The 17,877-nt window shown below is 58.8% G+C and carries 17 protein-coding genes; 5 read left to right on the top strand and 12 right to left on the bottom strand.

Annotation, left to right across the window (positions count from 1 at the left end):
• Window positions 1-16: 16 nt before the first annotated feature.
• The 6 genes from HKX41_09445 to HKX41_09420 form a co-directional block, all read right to left on the bottom strand.
• Entirely contained in the window at window positions 17-1,186 is a 1,170-nt protein-coding gene (locus HKX41_09445; protein ID NNC24373.1) for an MFS transporter, read from the bottom strand.
• Window positions 1,187-1,330: 144 nt separating this feature from the next.
• Window positions 1,331-2,332 carry a LacI family DNA-binding transcriptional regulator gene (locus tag HKX41_09440; GenBank protein ID NNC24372.1) on the bottom strand — a complete coding sequence of 334 codons (1,002 nt, stop codon included), beginning with the start codon at window positions 2,330-2,332 and terminating at the stop codon, window positions 1,331-1,333.
• 62 nt (window positions 2,333-2,394) lie between these two features.
• Window positions 2,395-2,715 carry a hypothetical protein gene (locus tag HKX41_09435; GenBank protein NNC24371.1) on the bottom strand — a complete coding sequence of 107 codons (321 nt, stop codon included), beginning with the start codon at window positions 2,713-2,715 and terminating at the stop codon, window positions 2,395-2,397.
• Window positions 2,716-2,733: 18 nt separating this feature from the next.
• Window positions 2,734-3,699: an NAD(P)-dependent oxidoreductase gene (locus tag HKX41_09430; GenBank protein ID NNC24370.1), complete on the bottom strand. Its 966-nt coding sequence runs from the start codon at window positions 3,697-3,699 to the stop codon at window positions 2,734-2,736.
• A complete protein-coding gene (locus HKX41_09425; GenBank protein NNC24369.1) occupies window positions 3,696-4,190 on the bottom strand; it encodes a gluconokinase in 495 nt (164 codons plus the stop codon). Before HKX41_09425 ends, HKX41_09430 begins: the two co-directional genes overlap by 4 nt.
• Window positions 4,191-4,211: 21 nt before the next feature.
• Window positions 4,212-4,973: an SDR family oxidoreductase gene (locus HKX41_09420; protein NNC24368.1), complete on the bottom strand. Its 762-nt coding sequence runs from the start codon at window positions 4,971-4,973 to the stop codon at window positions 4,212-4,214.
• Between the two features lie 137 nt (window positions 4,974-5,110).
• Here HKX41_09420 and HKX41_09415 point away from each other — a divergent pair, with 137 nt between their 5' ends.
• The 5 genes from HKX41_09415 (at window position 5,111) to HKX41_09395 (ending at window position 10,140) form a co-directional block, all read left to right on the top strand.
• Window positions 5,111-6,034, top strand: a complete 924-nt coding sequence (locus HKX41_09415) for a 2-hydroxyacid dehydrogenase (protein ID NNC24367.1) — start codon at window positions 5,111-5,113, stop codon at window positions 6,032-6,034.
• Window positions 6,035-6,044: 10 nt separating this feature from the next.
• Window positions 6,045-7,076: an L-idonate 5-dehydrogenase gene (locus HKX41_09410; protein NNC24366.1), complete on the top strand. Its 1,032-nt coding sequence runs from the start codon at window positions 6,045-6,047 to the stop codon at window positions 7,074-7,076.
• 282 nt (window positions 7,077-7,358) lie between these two features.
• Complete coding sequence (locus HKX41_09405; protein ID NNC24365.1) at window positions 7,359-7,856, top strand: TRAP transporter small permease; 498 nt, start codon at window positions 7,359-7,361, stop codon at window positions 7,854-7,856.
• Window positions 7,853-9,133, top strand: coding sequence for a TRAP transporter large permease subunit (locus HKX41_09400; protein ID NNC24364.1), 1,281 nt, complete (start codon window positions 7,853-7,855; stop codon window positions 9,131-9,133). Before HKX41_09405 ends, HKX41_09400 begins: the two co-directional genes overlap by 4 nt.
• Window positions 9,134-9,171: 38 nt before the next feature.
• Window positions 9,172-10,140: a DctP family TRAP transporter solute-binding subunit gene (locus HKX41_09395; GenBank protein NNC24363.1), complete on the top strand. Its 969-nt coding sequence runs from the start codon at window positions 9,172-9,174 to the stop codon at window positions 10,138-10,140.
• Window positions 10,141-10,881: 741 nt separating this feature from the next.
• Here HKX41_09395 and HKX41_09390 read toward each other — a convergent pair.
• The 6 genes from HKX41_09390 to nhaB all read right to left on the bottom strand — a co-directional run bounded on the left by HKX41_09390 (window position 10,882) and on the right by nhaB (window position 17,533).
• A complete protein-coding gene (locus HKX41_09390) occupies window positions 10,882-11,172 on the bottom strand; it encodes a hypothetical protein (protein ID NNC24362.1) in 291 nt (96 codons plus the stop codon).
• Window positions 11,173-11,559: 387 nt separating this feature from the next.
• Complete coding sequence (locus HKX41_09385) at window positions 11,560-12,477, bottom strand: glycine betaine ABC transporter substrate-binding protein (protein ID NNC24361.1); 918 nt, start codon at window positions 12,475-12,477, stop codon at window positions 11,560-11,562.
• Between the two features lie 28 nt (window positions 12,478-12,505).
• Window positions 12,506-13,447 carry a proline/glycine betaine ABC transporter permease gene (locus HKX41_09380; protein ID NNC24360.1) on the bottom strand — a complete coding sequence of 314 codons (942 nt, stop codon included), beginning with the start codon at window positions 13,445-13,447 and terminating at the stop codon, window positions 12,506-12,508.
• Entirely contained in the window at window positions 13,444-14,673 is a 1,230-nt protein-coding gene (gene proV, locus HKX41_09375; GenBank protein NNC24359.1) for a glycine betaine/L-proline ABC transporter ATP-binding protein ProV, read from the bottom strand. Before proV ends, HKX41_09380 begins: the two co-directional genes overlap by 4 nt.
• Before the next feature lie 491 nt (window positions 14,674-15,164).
• Entirely contained in the window at window positions 15,165-15,923 is a 759-nt protein-coding gene (gpmA, locus tag HKX41_09370; GenBank protein ID NNC24358.1) for a 2,3-diphosphoglycerate-dependent phosphoglycerate mutase, read from the bottom strand.
• Window positions 15,924-16,042: 119 nt separating this feature from the next.
• Window positions 16,043-17,533, bottom strand: a complete 1,491-nt coding sequence (gene nhaB, locus HKX41_09365) for a sodium/proton antiporter NhaB (GenBank protein ID NNC24357.1) — start codon at window positions 17,531-17,533, stop codon at window positions 16,043-16,045.
• Window positions 17,534-17,877: the final 344 nt, after the last annotated feature.

The following is a 17,877-nucleotide window of genomic DNA, read 5'->3' as shown; positions in this document are numbered from 1 at the left end:
GTTCACGTTAATGGACTCAGGTGGCTCCATCGACAGCCAAGCACTGGCGCGCAATCAACCAGACAAGTGCGATCGCGGCTAACGCCGCAATGATCGACGTGAAAATTACCCCTCCTACGACCAACCCGAGTGCGTTCGCCAAAAACCCAAGCCCGATTACCGGAATCGAAATCGCCACATAAACCACAATGAAAAAACTCGATGCGACTTCGCTACGCTGATCCATCGGGCTGGCCGCAGTGACACTCCCCATAGCCGCTCGGAATGATCCACCCTGACCGAGACCACTGACCATGGCCCCGGCGGTCAGCCAACCTGGCGAAGCTAACCCCAGCCCGAGAGCGACTAAAGCCATGCCAATGATTAGCAAGATACAGCCGACGGGCAGTCGCAGATCCTCTCTAAGCCGAGCTTGACCGAGCTGCCCCACCGTCGAGGCGAGGAAAAGCACAAACACGATGCTGCCGACAACGGTCGGCCGATCGATAAGGAGTATGTCCTTTATAAAGGCCGGCGCCAGTGCGGCGAACAACCCCAGTACCGCAAACCCCGCAAAACCGACAATAGCCGCCGGCACAAACACCGGGCGGGTCGCAGCCGGGATGCGCGGCACCTGGATCGCAAACCCCGGTTGAGCTGGACGGGGTGCAGTCTCGGGCGCACGAATGATCACGACAAACGCCGCGGCGACCAAACACAGATCGAAAACATAGACCAAGCGTAGCGGCCAAGGCAAGAATTCGGCGAAAACACCGGCAATCAACGTCCCCAGGCCAAGTCCACCCATGTTGGCGACAGTCGCTGCGAGCGTCGCGTTCGATTTGTAGCGGTCGGGCGCCAGCTCGATAACTGCAATGGTCGCGGTGCTCGTGAATATCCCGGCTGAGGCTCCGGACAACACCCGGGCCAGCAACAACATCGCCACGTTGTCGGCGAGAAGAAAACAAACCGCGCTCGCAGCCGAACACGTCAATCCCGTGAGCAGCAACGGACGCCGCCCGTATTGATCGGATAACCGACCAGTAACAATCGCACTACCGATAACACCAGCCGCGTAGACCGCGTAGATCACCGTGATCATCAGTTCGGACACGCCGAAAACCTGTTGGTAGCCAGGATACAACGGTGTCGGCAATGTCGTACCTAGCATAGTAACGACAAATGTCAGGGCAACGGCGTAAAACATCAGCCTAACCAGTCAACGGCGAACAACAGCCCGGATATCAAGCCAACCATCGAATAATTCAACGCTTTCACGACACATAACTCGGCAGTAGATCGGGCGCGGCTCGAAGGCCCCTACCCAGCCGGGCTGCTCAGTCTACTGCCCCTAGCGCGTCGTCACCCGATCGATGACGCTTACTCCCACATCTTCGATGCGGCGATCTGTGGTCGCTCCTTCGCCAGCCAAAAGATCGCGGATGAGCTCACCGCTTTGCACGCCGATCGAGCGTGCATCGACGTGGATCGTCGATATCGCCGGTTCGCATTGGCGGCCAATCTCGAAATCGCCAAACCCCATGATCGATATGCAGTCGGGCACGGCGATACCGCGACGGCGGCATTCCATGAGCGCGCCGAACGCAGAAACGTCGGAAACAGCGAAGACCGCTTCCACGTCCGGATTTCTGTCCAGGAGGCCGGCCAGAGCTCTCGCCCCATGGTCGAAAGAGACCGGCGCCCGGCCGACGCGCCGGATGAGATTTGTGGCGACATCATGCTCACACAAGGCAGCGGAGAAACCCCGAAGCCGTGCCTCACCACGATGGTCGGCAACATCTTCTTCGACAGCCGATCCGAGCGCAGCGATACGATGATGCCCCCGCGCAATGAAATGCTCGGCCGCGGCTCGGCCCGCAGCGAAATTGGAAAAGCCGACGGCATGGTCAAGCGGGTCGTTCGGGGTATCCCATATCTCGACAATCGGGATATTGGCCCGGCGAAGCATATACCAGGTGCCTCGGGTATGCTCAGAGCCGGCGATGGCGAGCGCATCAGGGCGCCGTGCGAGCAATGAGCGCACCAAACGCTCCTCCTCGCTGGCTTGATAAAGCGTATAACCGATAAGGAGCTGATAGGACTGGCCGAGTGCGTCGGCCAATGCCTGGGCCGTGTCCGCGAAGTTCGAATTGGTCAGAGTCGGCAGGATAAGGCCGACAAAATTCGTCTTGCGTGAGGACAAGGAGCTCGCCGAAAAATCGGGGACATAGCCCAACTCCTCCACGGCGCGCATAACGCGCTCGCGGGTCGCCTCCGAAACGATCGAGGGTTCCTTGAGCACGCGGCTGACGGTCATGGTGGAAACGCCCGCCGCTTCGGAGACGTCGCGCATGGTCGGTAGTCGGTCGTCTGACGCCGAGACGTTTTCGGCTGGACCGAGCTTTCCATTCGTGCTCAAAGCAACCTCTCATACACGGTATGGACGAGACGGCCTTCGAACATCGTCATCAAGCGATCCATAATTGGCGCGCCTTCCTCCCGGATCGGCGAAGCTTCGGCTTCCGCAACCGCCTCGAGGGAGGGGTAATCGATTTCCTGGACGAGCGTGAGCGCCGGCGCTTTCTGATCGGAACGCACGCGTCGATAGAGCCGGACGGCCAAGGCGTTCGGCATCCTTCGCCAGACCGGCACAAGCTCATCCTGAACGATTTTTAGAAAAATGTCTTCCGATCCGACTCGGATCTTGCCCTCGAAAATCGCGCTTCTGGTGAACATCACACTGGTCTTTGATACTTACGCGAACAGGTTTTTGAACGTCGTTGGCGAGTCACCCTCCCGCCTTGGGATGCGATGGCTCGAAGCGACAAACTTATACCCGAACCGCTCCTTGTCCGGCCCCTTGAAGAACTCCATCAGCACCGCCTGATCTTCCTCGCCCAGACCAGCCGTGGTCAGCATGCGATGGATGTCGGCGCATAGCGAGGTCAGCGGCATAGCCGTGTTCGTCGCGCGCGCCAGCTCCTGAACGCCATTCAAATCCTTAACCATATTGTCGATCCGACCCTCGCGCCGATAATCCTTATCGGCGAAGCGAGGCATGTACTCCTGCAGAATAGCGCTGTCGGCGCGTCCGCCCTTGAGAGCACCCGGAACCTTATGCGGATCCAGACCGGCGTCCACGGCGAGCTGCGTCGCCTCGGCCACTGCCAGAAAGCCCACGCCGCACAGCACCTGATTGATAAGCTTAGTGGCTTGACCAGCCCCGACCGGACCCAGATGCTCGGTGCTCGTGGCCACATGCTGCAGAACGGCACGCGCATCCGCAATATCGGCGTCCTCACCGCCGAGCATCAGTGTAAGCTCGCCGGTCGCCGCCTTCGGGGCGCCTCCGGAGAGCGGGCTGTCCACCCAGCGCAGACCGCTTTCCTTCGCCCGGCCGGCGAGCGCCTTCGTCGCATTCGGATCGATCGACGACATGTCGATGATGAGCGCTCCCTTTCTTGCCCCCGCAGCGATGCCGTCATCGCCGAAGACGCTAGCCTCGACCACAGTGGCATTGTTGAGGCTGAGGATGACGACATCGGCTTCGGCTGCCGCAGCGCCCCCGGACTTTGCGACACGCGCTCCCTTCTCGCCAAGAAACTCGGCCTTTGCGGTGTCCAGGTCATAAACGGTGAGCGTCTGGCCCATCTCCAGAAGGCGCGTGCCAATGGCGTTGCCCATCACTCCGGCGCCCAGAATCGTAATGCTGTAGCTCAAAGCTGATCCTCCCTCTGCATGATCTCGATAGTGCGCACCAATTCGCCGACGATCACGTCCTGTGGGTGCGCGATATTGGCGGTGATGGCGCTTTCGTCCGGAGCTGGCGGCTCCAGGCTGACAAATTGGCTGTCTACGAGTGCGACAGGCATGAAATGCCCGTCGCGCAGGCTTATACGCTCGGCGATCATATCCCGGTCGCCGGTCAGATGGATAAACAGGACCGGCGCTCTGGCTCGCTCACGAATGGCATCGCGATAGGCGCGTTTAAGCGCGGAGCATCCAACGATGAGCGGCTTAGCCGCTTCGCCAAGCTGCGCGCCGACACGATCGAGCCACGGCCAGCGGTCGGCGTCGGTCAGTGCCTCGCCGCGTGCCATCTTGGCGATGCTTTCCACACTATGGAGTTGGTCGCCATCCACGTAGGTTACACCGAGCTCGGCCCCAAGCGCCGTTCCTACGCTCGTCTTCCCACACCCCGTGACCCCCATTATAACCGCCTGAAGCATCGTCTAGAGCGAGGTGGTAATACCGCCGTCGACGAACAGCGTATGACCATTGACGAAGCTGGATGCAGGCGAAGACAGGAAGACACAGGCGCCTATAAGTTCCTCGACCTGGCCCCAACGTCCCGCGGGCGTACGATTGGCGAGCCAAGCCGAAAAATCCGGATCGTCGACGAGGGCGGTGTTCAGCGGCGTGGCGAAATAGCCCGGCGCTAGAGCGTTACATTGCAGGCCGTAGCCGGCCCAATCGGCCGCCATGCCCTTGGTAAGGTTGCCGATGGCGCCCTTAGTCGCGGTATAAGGCGCGATGCCCGGGCGCGCTAGCGCCGTCTGGGCCGAACCGATATTGATGATCTTGCCGGCGCCGCGCCCGAGCATGTGGCGGGCAACGGATTGCCCCACGAAAAAGGCGCTCGACAGATTGGTCGAAACGAGTCGGTTGAAATCGGCCGCCTCGAAATCTTCGAGCGGCGTCCGATGCTGAACACCCGCATTGTTGACAAGAATATCAATGCCACCAACATCGGCCTCGAACCCGTCGATCGCCGCACGCACCTCGGCCCCCTCTGTGACATCGAAGACCAACTTATGAGGGGGGAGGGCTGCGGCACCGAGATTGGCCGCCGCTTGGTCGAGCCGCTCGGCGCTGCGTCCGTTGAGTATGACCTCGGCTCCTGCCTCCCGAAGACCGCGAGCCAGTGTAAGACCGATTCCACCAGCCGAACCGGTGACGAGCGCTCGTTTGCCCGTAAGATCGAATAACTTCATACCTGTCGATCGCGTTGCGCCTTCTGTCATGTGGCCTCCAAGCCCTGCTTGTGTCTGGAAGTCCTGATAATGTATGTTACCGATAACAAAGTCAAGCACCTCAGGAGAGCAGAGCATTGGCGATCGATGTATTGCAGATGGGGCCCTATCCGGACTGGGATCAGGAGCCTCTGGACGCGGAATTCAACATGCACCGCCTGTTCGAGGCCGCGGACCAAGACGCGCTAATCCGCGATCACGCGCCCTCGATCCGCGGCATCGCAACGCGCGGTGAGCTGGGCGCCTCGCGCGATCTCATCGCGGCCTTGCCCGCGCTGGAAATTATCGCGGTTTACGGCGTCGGCTATGACGCCGTCGATATCGACGCCTGCCGCGAGCGTGGCATCCGCGTGACGAATACGCCGGACGTGCTCACGAAAGATGTGGCGGATTTTGGTGTGAGCATGATGCTTGCTCTGACGCGCGGCATCGTTGGCGGCGACGGCTGGGTGCGCAACGGATCCTGGGCCGAGCAGGGCCTTTACCCCTTGCAGCGCCGAGCTTACGGGACGCGCGCCGGCATTCTCGGTTTGGGCCGTATCGGCCTCGAAGTGGGGCGCCGGCTCGCCGGCTTCGATATGGATATCGCCTATAGCGACATCACGGCAAAGGACGAAGCGACGGACTGGACCTTCGTGGCTGATCCAGTGGAGCTCGCGCGGCGCTCGGACGTTCTTTTCGTCACACTCGCCGCGTCGGCCAAGACCCGAGATATCGTCAACCGCAACGTGATCGAGGCAGTCGGACCGGACGGCATGATCGTCAACGTCTCACGGGCTTCCAACATCGATGAGGAAGCGCTGATCGAGGCGATACGCGCGGGACAGCTTGGGTCGGCAGCGCTCGACGTATTCGAGGGCGAGCCGAATCTGGACCGACGCTTTCTCGACCTGCCCAATGTTCTTCTGCAACCGCACCAAGCCTCTGCGACCGTCGAGACGCGCAAGGCCATGGGGAAACTTCTACGCGATAATCTAACGGCTCATTTTGCCGGTCGCGATCTGCCCACACCGGCTCTTTGAGGTATTCGATATGAGCGCCATTGTCATCCACGCCGCAAAGGATTTGCGTATTGAGAAGCGCGAGGCCGGCGAACCCGGTCCGGGCGAAGTTCGTGTTCGCACAGCCATTGGCGGCATCTGCGGCAGCGACCTGCACTATTATAATGACGGCGGTCTTGGGACTGCGCACCTTCGCGAACCGATGGTACTAGGCCACGAAGTCTCGGGCCGCGTGGACAAACTCGGCGCAGGCGTCTCTGGCTTGCGCGAAGGCGATCTCATCGCGGTTTCGCCCTCGCGGCCCTGCCGGGCCTGCGGGTATTGCCTGCGAGGCCTGCTGAACCATTGCGAGAATATGCGCTTCTACGGCAGCGCCATGCCGTTTCCACATATTCAGGGCGCATTTTCTCAGAGCCTAGTGACGGGTGCCGCGCAGTGTGCGCCGGCGGGCGACCTCACCCCAGGCGAGGCAGCGATGGCCGAACCACTCGCGGTCGGTCTGCACGCCGTCCGTCGCGCCGGCGATCTTCTCGGCAAGCGGATTCTCGTCACAGGCTGCGGGCCAATCGGAGCACTCGCGATTCTAGCGGCGCGTCGGGCGGGCGCAGGCGAGATCATCGCGACAGATCTCTCGGGCTACGCCCTCGACTTCGCTAAACACGTTGGCGCTGATGTGGCGATTAACATGGCCGAAGAACCTGAGGCCCTCGAAGCCTATGCAGCAGGCAAGGGCACGATCGACACGCTCATCGAATGTTCCGGCGCAACGACGGTGCTGGCGCAGGCTCTGCCATGCCTCCGCCCGCGCGGCGTACTCGTTCAACTCGGCCTAGGTGGTGAGATGCCCGTGCCCATGATGACGATCACAGCCAAGGAGATTGAGCTTCGCGGCTCTTTCCGCTTCCACGAGGAATTTCACACCGGCATTGATCTTATGCGGAAGGGCCTCATCGACGTAACCCCCCTGATCACCGACACCAAACCGCTCGCCGAAGCGTGTGAGGCCTTCGAGTTGGCGGGCAACCGCAATCAGGCCATGAAAGTCCAATTGAACTTCGCCTGATGGCAATCTGGCGGCTAACGATTGAAACAGCGGGCGGCGGTGCCTTTGATGCGACGCGTGACACGAGCCGATCTCCGGCCGGCCGCGAATGCAAAATTCTCGTTCATTTGAACAGCGCGAACGTTACCGGTAACGTTCAGGACTATACATCGGCGAGCATAAGGAGTACTGGTCATCATCAGGCTGATTGGCGCCAGGTGATATCGCCGCGAAGCATCACGACGATCTCGATGGGTCGCTGGCCTATAGGCGCTAGCCGATAATGGTCGCTCGGGAGGACTCATGGAACAAGAACGCAAAGGTCTAGCTCGCGGCTGGATCATCATCGACATCACGATGGTGGCCGCCATGGCCACGATGACCGCCCTGGTCTTCGGCAATGTCGTCCTTCGCTACGGCTTTGCCAGCGGCATTGCCCTCTCGGCTGAAGCTGCGCGCATCCTTTTCGTTTGGGCCGCGCTTTTCGGGGCGATAATCTGCATAGAACAGCGCGAACATCTCGAACTAGGCCTGATCGACTATATGATCTCGCCGATGAGCCGAGTCTGGCTGCGCCGCTTCGTCCACCTGGTGATCCTGGTGGCCAGCGCCATGCTGGCTTGGGGCAGCTACCAGCAGACGATCGCCAACTGGACGAATTACTATCCGATCAGTGGCTTGCCTGTAGGACTTCTCTATCTCGCGGGCACGATCAGTGGCACCTTTATCGCCCTAATCGCCCTGTACCGAATCATGTTTCCACGCGAAGAACCGGGCTTCGCCTTCGAGGGTGACCAATGACACTCGCGCTCTTCCTCGCGGTTCTTCTCGTCGGCATCGCGCTCGGCATCCCGGTCGCGTTCGCATTGCTCCTGGCCTCTCTGGCTCTCATGCTAAACATGGGGATATTTAGTTCGGACATCCTGGCCCAGTCACTCGTCAACGGTATTGACAGCTTCGCGCTGCTCGCCATCCCCTTTTTCCTGATCGCCGGCGAGACGATGGCCGTCGGCGGCTTGTCCAAACGAATCATTCGCCTGGCCATGGCCATGGCCGGCCATAGACGCGGTGGCGTCGGGTATGTTGCGATCATAACCGCCATCGTACTCGCCGGGCTGTCCGGCTCGGCAGCGGCCGACGCCGCAGCTCTGGTTTCGATTCTGTTTCCGATGATGCGTCAGGCCGGCTACCCGGCCGACCGTTCCGCAGGCCTTCTGGCATCGAGCGGCATCATCGCGCCGGTAATCCCGCCTTCCGTGCCACTTATTCTGGTAGGTGTTGCCGGCAATCTCTCGATTACAAAGCTCTTCCTCGCCGGCATCGCACCCGGTTTGATAATGGGGGCCGCGCTCTGCGTCCTATGGGGCTTCTTGAGCCGCAACAATGATATTGCCCCCCTACCAAAGGTGTCGCGAGCCGAGCGCATCGATGCGCTCAAAGACGGGATATGGGCGCTTCTACTCCCTTTGATCATCATCGTTGGCATTCGTTTTGGCATCTTTACGCCAACGGAAGCTGGGGTGGTCGCTGCGGTCTATGCACTTGGCGTGTCGACCTTCGTCTATCGCGAACTTACCCTGCGCGCGTTCTACCGGGTCCTGTTTCGATCCGCTCACGCGACCGGCATGATCATGTTCCTCGTCGGGGCTGCCCTCGTGGCTGCCTACATGATCACGATCAACCAATTGCCCCAGCAGCTCGCAACGTTGCTCGGACCGCTCACCGAAGATCCGAAGCTCTTGATGCTGACCATCATGGTCCTGGTCTTCCTAGTGGGAATGGTCATCGATTTGAGCCCCAGCATCCTGATCTTGATCCCGCTTTTTCTGCCCATCGTGCGCGAGGCCGGAATTGACCCAATCTATTTCGGGTTGATGTTTGTCATGAACACTTCTATCGGGCTAATCACGCCACCGGTTGGAACCGTGCTTAACGTCGTCTGCGGTGTCGGCCGAATACGATTGCAGGACACCGTGAAGGGCACCCTACCCTTTGTCAGCATCTATCTCGTCTTGCTCGGGCTGTTCATTGCGGTGCCCGAGCTCATCACTATCCCGATGGCATTCATCGTCGGGTGAAAGCCACTCTCAAGCGGAATAAGAAGAAGGAGAGCATTATGAAAATGAGATTCATTGCAGCCGCAGCCGTCGCTCTGCTGAGCTTCACGGCGTCCAGCCACGCGGCCAATCTCAGGTTTGCCCATGCCGGCTCCCAGGAAGACCTACAGCAGGACCTTGCCGAATACTTCGCCAAAAATCTGGAGGAACGAACGACCGGCGACATAACCGTCGACATTTTTCCGAACAGCCAGCTCGGCAGCGACCAGCAGATGATTTCCGGGGTTCGCTCCGGCACCATCGACATAGTAATGTCCGGCCTGAACAACTTCACCGGCATGATGCCCGACCTCGGCGCCCTTCTCCTACCCTACATGTTCACCAGTCGCGCGGACGCCTATCAGGTGCTGGATGGCGAAGTCGGGCAGGAGAGCCTCGCTGAGTTCGAAAACCACGGCATGAAGGCGTTGGGCTTTCCGGAAAACGGGTTCCGCAACGTCACGAACACTCGCAGACCAATCCACAAACCGGCAGATATGGAAGGCCTGGCCATCCGCACCAATCAGGCCCAGCCTCTAATCAAATTCTTCAACGAAATCGGCGCCAACCCTCAGCCGATCCCCGTCTCCGAGCTTTATACCGCGTTGGAGACCGGTGTCGTAGACGCCCAGGAGCATCCGATCCCAATCACGTACTCATTCCATTACGACGAGGTCCAGGACTATCTGTCACTGACCCAGCACGCCTATGCGCCGCTCGTGATCGCTATGAACAACGACAAGTTCGATCAGCTTTCCGAGAAACAGCAGATGGCCATTGAAGAAGTGACCAAGGACGCGATCGAATACGGTCGGGAACTCGCCAAGGATCGGGAAGAAGAAATGATCGCGGACCTTAAAGAACGCGGTATGGAGGTGAACCGTGACGTAAACAAGGAGGCCTTCCAAAAAGCCGCTCAGCCGGTCTGGGAAGCCTTTAAATCGGAACACGGCGGCGAACTAATCCGTAAAATCCAGGGCAGTTCCTGAAGCTAGATCACGGACGCAAAGCGGTTAACAGTTAATAGTCGGATAATACATAGGCCGGGCTAACTAACCGCCCGGCCTATGCCGACCCCTCCCGGGCGTGTCCGTTCGAACTTGACCCGAACGAACCGGAACGATTTCACGCAAGACGGCCACATTCTCAACCTCTGACGCTATCGGACCCGTAGGGCACTCAATGTGTCGTACAGCCGCGGGATGCACCCGCGCTAGACCCGATGCGCCGCCTGTTAACGTACCTTATATCTTGCAGCGTTCCCGGCTAGTGGGTGCCACGCGCAGGCGTGATTTCTGGTGCCACGTCTGGCTGCACCCGAGGAACTTGCGTTGCCAGGGGCGCGCTACTGCGTTCTTGCTCACGTTGACCATAAGCTTTGAGGCGGTGCTTGCCCAGAAACCGGGCAGGCTCGCCTAAAGCCACTCCCCGCTCGCTTTTGACATACACGTTGCAGCCATCGGCAGAGCGGCAGAAACGATGGCCTTGGCTCGCCAGGTCCAGGTCCAGGTCCAGGTCCCAGGTCCAGGTCCCAGGTCCCAGGTCCCAGGTCCCAGGTCCCAGGTCCCAGGTCCCAGGTCCATCAGCAGAATGTTCGACAGCAAGGGCCAGGAACCGCCCTGCGGCATACCCTCGCGCGTTGGGGTGGACTGCCCGCCTGTCATCCTGTCTGCTTTCAGATAATGTCGGATGAACTGCAATACTCGGGCGCCACCCACCTGCTTGGCCAGCTAGCTCATCAATAGGTCGAGGTCGACACGGTCGAAGAGCTTTTCCAGGTCCATGTACCAGCACCCAGCGCCGCCTGCCGCATACTGCCGGGCAGCTTCTACCTCTAATGAGCGCTTTCCCCAATCAGAAGCCATAGCATAGCTCACATTCGAAGAACCCGGCTCGTACAGAGGGCTTGGTACTTGATGCAACGCTTGCTGAACCAAGCGATTCGTCAGCATCAGTATACCGAGTATGCGCACTCCGCCTTGCGGCTTGGAAATGGCCACCCGGCGGATCGGGCTGGGCATATAGCCTCCAGCCAACAGTCTGAGCCGGACCGTAGCCAGCGCTGTTTGAGGTGTACCTTGAATTGGGCGCGACCGGTACTATCGCACAGGGCCAAGCCGTTGTTCTTGGCCAGTCTGTCATAAGACCACCACAGGTTATCGTGCTCGACCATGGCCCCATCAGGTTGGCGTGCTTTGCTACAGCTTCGGCCAGAAGCCGCCTTGCGGCGGCCCCTCCCATTCGGCTAACCGTTCCCTGGCCGGTGCCATAGCAGACTTGCACCGCCAAGTGCATCCAATCACCACCTCGCGGACCGGAATAGTGCCAGTCAAGGCATTGCGCGCTATGCTCGGCGCACAAAAAAGCCCGGCCGAAGCCGGGCTTTTCGGTTAGGATTCAAAATAACCCTAGCTCGAGGACTTATCGCCCTTGAACCAACCATCAATCTTATCCTTGTGGTTGGCGATATAGTCGTCGATCGCCTTCTCTTCGCTGGTTTCGCGTGCCTTATACATATACTTCTGGAGCGTTTCCAGCTTCAGGTGCATGTTAGACAACATCTTGGCGGCCTTCGGATAGTCTTCCTTAAACCCTTTCCGAACCTGCACATTGATGTGCTGGGCTGCGCCGAGCGTGCCCTTCGGGTCCTTCAGGAAGCGCAGACTCCACTTACCGAACATCCAGTGCGGCGTCCAGCCTGTGGCGACAATCCATTCCTCCTGGTTCGAAGCACGCTTCAAGGCAGCCGTCATGGCTGAACCGCTAGCTTGCTTCAGACGATAATTGTCGTTCAGGTTATAGGCCTTCATCGCCTTTTCAGACAGCTGCATCAGCCCGGCACCCGGATCGATACCCTGGATGGTGCCGCCAAGTTTGTCCTGCACGGATTCCTTGTGTAGATCCTTGATGGAGCTCAACTTCGATTTCGGAACATAGTCCGGAACCACCCAACCGAGCTTGGCGCCCTCATAAAGGGGGCCGAGGTCGACAATTTGGTCACCGAGTTTCTTAATATAGTTCTCGTGTGTGTCCGGCAGCCAGGACATGAGCATGCCGTCCAGATCGCCGCCGGCTACACCTTTGTACTGCACACCGATCGCGGCCATTTTGAGTTTGACCTTGTGATCGGTGCGTTCCTCGATCAAATTCTTGGCCAGATGGGTAACGAATTTGGCGTCGGACCATGCGGTCCAGCCAAAGGTGATCGTCTCGTCACTGGTTTTCTGCGTGTCCTTGGCCTGGGCGCTACCGATAGCCGCGAAAGATACGGCACCGGCTGCGGCAGCCGTTGCTGCAATACGTATGGCTCGTCTTTTCATTGTCATCACTCCTTTGAGATGGACTTTGGAATGCCTATACTTGCGCATCCCGACGCGAAAACACTCGCAGAAACCGTGCGGCTAAGCCGCCAGCCCGCGAGCTACGCTCGGCAAAACTCTGGGTTACACGATCCAGCAATATGGCGAGGATCACAACACCGAGACCGCCTTCGAATCCGATACCGAGTCGCAGTTGCTGCAGGCCAGTCACCACTGGATTACCCAAACCGCCAGCACCGATCAACGATGCGATGACCACCATCGACAGTGCCAGCATGATCGTCTGGTTAATGCCGGCCATGATGGACGGCATCGCCAGCGGCAACTCCACTCGGAACAATAGCTGAAGCGGGTTGCAACCAAAGGCTCGGCCGGCTTCGACGTTCTCTGTGGGCACATGGCGAATACCGAGATTCATCATCCGCACCGCAGGTGGCATACAGAAGATGAACGTCGCGATGGTGCCCGGAATGCGACCGGTACCGAAGAAGATAACCGCCGGAATCAGGTAGACGAATGGCGGCAAGGTCTGCATGAAATCGAGTATCGGCCGGACGACAGTATTTGTCCACTCAGACTTCGCCATGGCCACGCCGAGCGGCAGGCCGACAATCAGCGCTACGACGGTGGCCCCGATCACCAGCCCCAGCGTGTCCATCGAGTAGCCCCAGAAGCCCATACTCATGAGCAGATAGAGTCCGATAAACACGGCCAGGGCAAGCTTCCAGCCACTGCGCCATAGCGCGATCAATATCACCACCGCGAAGATGACAGCCGCCGGCAGGAAATTGAGAAACGCGATTAGATTCCCGGCAATGAACTCGATGATCGCAGCTACGCCATCGAAAAACGCTGCGAAGTGCGCCGTCATGTAGTCGACGGCTGCGGTGAATCCAGCACCGATGTGGAAATCAACGATGAAGCGCTGGCCCAGCCAGTGCCAGAAAGAACTGATGTCGAGCTGCGCTCCGTTCATGCCACCGCCTCATTATTATTGTTTGTTGCTTGTTGTTCGTCGTCTTCGCGGCTGAGTGTATGCAGCAGTAAGCGCGAGGAAATCAAACCACAGTAGCGCCCGTTATCGGCCGCCCGCACCACCACTGGGTAGGTACTGTCAGCCACTCGCAGTACCAGCGTACTCAGGGCCTCGCCGCGCTCGACCGTAACCACGTCGTCGACAAACGCGGCATCGAAGCCGGCATTGTCGTCGATCGCGGCCAGTGAATCGGCCGTCACCAGTCCTTGAAATGCGCCGTCCGCATCAACCATCACGCCCAACGCACGTGCGTGGGCTTTGACCTCGGCCCGCGCGCTGGCAATATCGTGGTCGTCGCGCGTCAGAAGGGCCGCCTCATCACGGCTGGCCACATCTTCGGCCGCGAATACATAGCTGACGTCCACGCCTTTGAAAAAGGAGCTGACGTATTCATCGGCTGGTTCGCGCACGATCTCATTCGGCGAGCCGACCTGAACAATGCGGCCACCTTCCATCATCGCGATGCGGTCGCCGACACGCATGGCCTCATCGAGATCATGCGTGATAAACACAACGGTTCGCCGCTGCTCTTTCTGCAGCCGAAGCAACTCATCCTGCATTTCCGTACGGATCAACGGATCGAGCGCGGAAAACGCTTCATCCATGAGCAAAACGCCGGGGTTGATCGCTAGCGCCCGTGCCAGGCCGACACGTTGCTTCATACCGCCGGATAACTCATCCGGATAACTGTTTGCATTGGCCTTAAGGCCGACGGCCTCCAGTGCTTCCAGCGCTCGCTGGTCGCGCTCCTGCCGACCAATGCCGGAGACCGAGAGTCCAAACTTCGTATTCTCGAGCACGGTCTGGTGCGGCATCAGTGCGAATGACTGAAACACCATGCTCATCTCGCGACGCCGGATCTCAGTCAACTCCTTCTGCGATAAATTAGTCACATCACGGCCGTCTAGCGTAATCCGGCCCTGAGTGGAATCGATTAACCGATTCAACATCCGGACCAGCGTCGACTTGCCGGACCCGGACAGCCCCATAACGACGAATACTTCGCCTTCAAAGATTTCAAAGTTGGCGTCCGAAACGCCGACCGTGGAACCGGTCGCCGCGAATATATCGTTCTTGTTTTCGCCGCGTTCGACGCGTCGGATCGCATCCTGCGGCTCCGGACCAAACACTTTATAGAGATTTTCGATGGTAAGTTTTGGATTCAAATTTTTCCCTAGCTCACAACGGATTAAAAATCCTACCGGATTCAAGCGTGCTGTGTAAGGACAACGCGACTAATTGGTCATAGCTTGCTTACCGGAGGACAAACGCGATTCAGCACTCTGTCAGACGCTCGACCGGCGAACTCAGACACCTTGAAATCTCGGATACCATCCGACTGAATGGCCCAGATGCGCGCCATTGCGTTACTGACACGCTGGGTGATCTCGGGCTCAAGACCAACACTGGCGGCCAATGCCGAGGGAGCCGCGGTCTGCTACTGGGGGTTTCTACCAGCGAGTGACCGCCGACATCGAAGGCAGCGTCATGTCGGCCACGCATAACCCGCAGCAGCCCCATCTTTCGGCTCAGCTGCACTGTCTTGGCTGCAAAGCGACATCGAGAACATCGCCCGCGACTGGCTGAACGAGGCCGGCCGGATCAGGTGCTATCACGCCTTGTTTTATCAAGCGCGCGCACGTCCAATAAGCGACGATTACTGCCCGCTACTAGACCCGGCCTGGTTGGCTACTGTATTGGCCGCCGCTTGTGCGACGTCGGCGTCGCCGAGATAACTCGATTCGACAGCGTTCAACGAGTCGTCGAGGCGATAACAAAGCGGGATCCCCGTCGGGATATTCAGCCCCGTTATTTCGTCATCCGGAACGTCATCCAGATATTTCACAAGCGCGCGCAGGCTGTTGCCATGCGCAGCCACAAGCACATCCTCACCGGCCAGAAGGCTCGGCGCGATCTGGTCGTGCCAGAACGGCAATACACGCTCGAGTGTTAGTTTTAGCGATTCAGTGCCCGGCAACACACGTGGATCGAGCGCACTGTAGCGTGGGTCGTTACGTGGATGGCCAGCATCCTGCTCGCTCATTGCCGGCGGCGGCACATCGTAGCTACGGCGCCATATATGCACCTGTTCATCGCCGTGTTTTGCGGCCATTTGAGCCTTGTCCAGCCCCTGCAATGCACCGTAATGCCGCTCGTTTAGCCGCCAGTGGCGTTTAACATCGACCCAAGACTGCCCCATCTCGGCCAGCGCAAGCCACATGGTGCGGATCGCGCGCGTAAGCATCGACGTGTAGACGATATCGAATCGAAATGCTGACTCTGCCATGAGCTGCCCGGCGACCCGGGCTTCGTGCTCACCTTTTTCGGTCAGCTCAACATCCACCCAGCCAGTGAACTGATTCGATAGATTCCACTCGCTCTGTCCGTGTCGTAGTAAAACCAGACGTCCGGCCATCACGCTGCTCCATTTTTTACTTTGAAACCGCACTCATTCGAGTGCGCCATTGTGCGTATATCGCTTTATTCCACACCGCGAGCACTGCCGCGGCGAACCCCAGACCTAAACCAATCGCGTTACAACAGGAACCGCACGCAGAGCAGCCCGGTAAGAGACAGAACCACGGTATACGGCAACGCCATCCACATCATGCGTAGGTAGGACAAGCGAATAAGCGGCGCCAGTGCCGAAGTCAGCAGGAATAAAAACGCCGCCTGCCCGTTCGGTGTCGCGACACTCGGGATATTGGTTCCCGTATTGACGGCCACCGCCAAGTGTTGCAATTGCTCTTGGGACAACGCGCCGCTGGACACCGCGTTTTCCAGCGCTTGCATATAAACACTGGCAACGAACACGTTGTCGCTGATCATCGACAACACACCGTTGATGATATAGACCATCGACCCGCGCACGCTGCCATCAAAGGCCAGCACCCAATTCATGATCGGGTGGAATAAGTGTTGGCTGTTGATGACAGCCACGATCGCAAAGAAAACGGTCAACAGCGCCGTGAACGGCAACGCCTCCTCGAAGGCGGGACCGATCTTCGACTCCTCAACAATGCCGGTCAAACTCGTGGTAAGGACGATAAGGGCCAACCCGATCAAACCGACCTCGGCCACATGAAACGCCAGTGCCAATACCAGAAGACCGACCACAATGGTCTGGGCGATAAGCCGAACGCGCCGTGCAGCATCGAACTCGCTTCGCTTACGCTCGTCGCGCTCCCGCAGCACTGTCTTCACGCTTTCCGGTATGGAGACCCCGTAGCCGAACCAGCCCAGCTTCTGTAAGACGAAGCACAACGTCAGCCCGACGACCAACACCGGTATCGAAACCGGGGCGACTGTCATGAAGAACTCGGTAAAGTTCCAGCCTGCGATGTGGCCGATCAACAAATTCTGCGGTTCACCAACTTCCGTGGTGACACCCCCCAGGGCGGTTCCGACCACCGCATGCATCATCAGCGAGCGAAGAAACGCCCGAAAATGCTCAAGATCATCCTGCCAGTCGGACGCTACAGAGCTGTCGTCATGATGATTATGCTCGCTGTCCTCGTGTTGACCGCTAGCGACGCTGTGATAGATGAAATAAAAGCCCTCGGCGATCGCCATGATGACCGCAGTCACCGTCAAAGCATCCAAAAACGCGGATAAAACCGCCGCCGAACCGCAGAAAAAAAGGGCCAGCTTATTGACCGAGCGAACCCCCAGAAAAATCCGCGTAAAAACCGTTAGCAACAATTCGCGCAGGAAATAAACCCCGGCGACCATGAAGACCAGCAACAGAAGCACCGGCAAATTGTGCTGGACCTGGGAATAGACCTCTTCCGGGGTGGTCATGCCCATGACGACTGCTTCAATCGCCAGCAACCCTCCGGGTGCAAGCGGATAACAGCGAAGTGCTAGCGCCAGTGTAAACAGGAATTCGAATACCAGAACCCAGCCGGCGATGAAGCCGCCCGATGCTGCAAATATAAAAGGGTTCGCTACCAAAAAGCCGACAATTGCCAGCTTGTACCAGTTAGGTGCGTGACCGAGAAACGTGCGTGCTATGGCTGTCGTCATGACGTGATTGGATCCCGAGGTCTGGCTGAAGGCGTGGCACAAAACCACGCTGTGGCAATTCACGATCTCCGAACGCTACCACATGCGTCAGGATTTCGCGGTTAGTGGGCCATAGGCGCGTCCATCGCACCACATGGCATCCCAAATTGATCCTGGCCCGGAGCCAAGGCTTAACAAGTTGGACGAACAGGCTCCCTGATCCGGCCAGCCCTGCGCAAACTTGGCAGGTACGTTGGTAGCGCGACCACTTACGGCCACACGGTCAGCCCGATCAAGCCAGCGACACAACAAAAATGCTAACGGCGCAGATGACGATCGTCGAGTACAGATCTAGCCAGGGCCAA

It is taken from the genome of Salifodinibacter halophilus (assembly GCA_012999515.1).
Classification (GTDB): Bacteria; Pseudomonadota; Gammaproteobacteria; order Nevskiales; family Salinisphaeraceae; genus Salifodinibacter; species Salifodinibacter halophilus.
The sequence above is the reverse complement of the archived record's forward strand: the minus strand, read 5'-3'. Positions and strand labels throughout refer to the sequence as shown.

Coding starts and splice junctions, on each gene's coding strand:
- HKX41_09445 (NNC24373.1), bottom strand. CDS start 1,186: ATGTTTTACGCCGTTGCCCTGACATTTGTCGTTACTATGCTAGGTACG.
- HKX41_09440 (NNC24372.1), bottom strand. CDS start 2,332: ATGCGCGACGTCTCCGAAGCGGCGGGCGTTTCCACCATGACCGTCAGC.
- HKX41_09435 (NNC24371.1), bottom strand. CDS start 2,715: ATGTTCACCAGAAGCGCGATTTTCGAGGGCAAGATCCGAGTCGGATCG.
- HKX41_09425 (NNC24369.1), bottom strand. CDS start 4,190: ATGGGGGTCACGGGGTGTGGGAAGACGAGCGTAGGAACGGCGCTTGGG.
- HKX41_09420 (NNC24368.1), bottom strand. CDS start 4,973: ATGAAGTTATTCGATCTTACGGGCAAACGAGCGCTCGTCACCGGTTCG.
- HKX41_09415 (NNC24367.1), top strand. CDS start 5,111: ATGGGGCCCTATCCGGACTGGGATCAGGAGCCTCTGGACGCGGAATTC.
- HKX41_09410 (NNC24366.1), top strand. CDS start 6,045: ATGAGCGCCATTGTCATCCACGCCGCAAAGGATTTGCGTATTGAGAAG.
- HKX41_09405 (NNC24365.1), top strand. CDS start 7,359: ATGGAACAAGAACGCAAAGGTCTAGCTCGCGGCTGGATCATCATCGAC.
- HKX41_09400 (NNC24364.1), top strand. CDS start 7,853: ATGACACTCGCGCTCTTCCTCGCGGTTCTTCTCGTCGGCATCGCGCTC.
- HKX41_09395 (NNC24363.1), top strand. CDS start 9,172: ATGAAAATGAGATTCATTGCAGCCGCAGCCGTCGCTCTGCTGAGCTTC.
- HKX41_09390 (NNC24362.1), bottom strand. CDS start 11,172: ATGCCCAGCCCGATCCGCCGGGTGGCCATTTCCAAGCCGCAAGGCGGA.
- HKX41_09385 (NNC24361.1), bottom strand. CDS start 12,477: ATGACAATGAAAAGACGAGCCATACGTATTGCAGCAACGGCTGCCGCA.
- HKX41_09380 (NNC24360.1), bottom strand. CDS start 13,447: ATGAACGGAGCGCAGCTCGACATCAGTTCTTTCTGGCACTGGCTGGGC.
- gpmA (NNC24358.1), bottom strand. CDS start 15,923: ATGGCCGGACGTCTGGTTTTACTACGACACGGACAGAGCGAGTGGAAT.
- nhaB (NNC24357.1), bottom strand. CDS start 17,533: ATGACGACAGCCATAGCACGCACGTTTCTCGGTCACGCACCTAACTGG.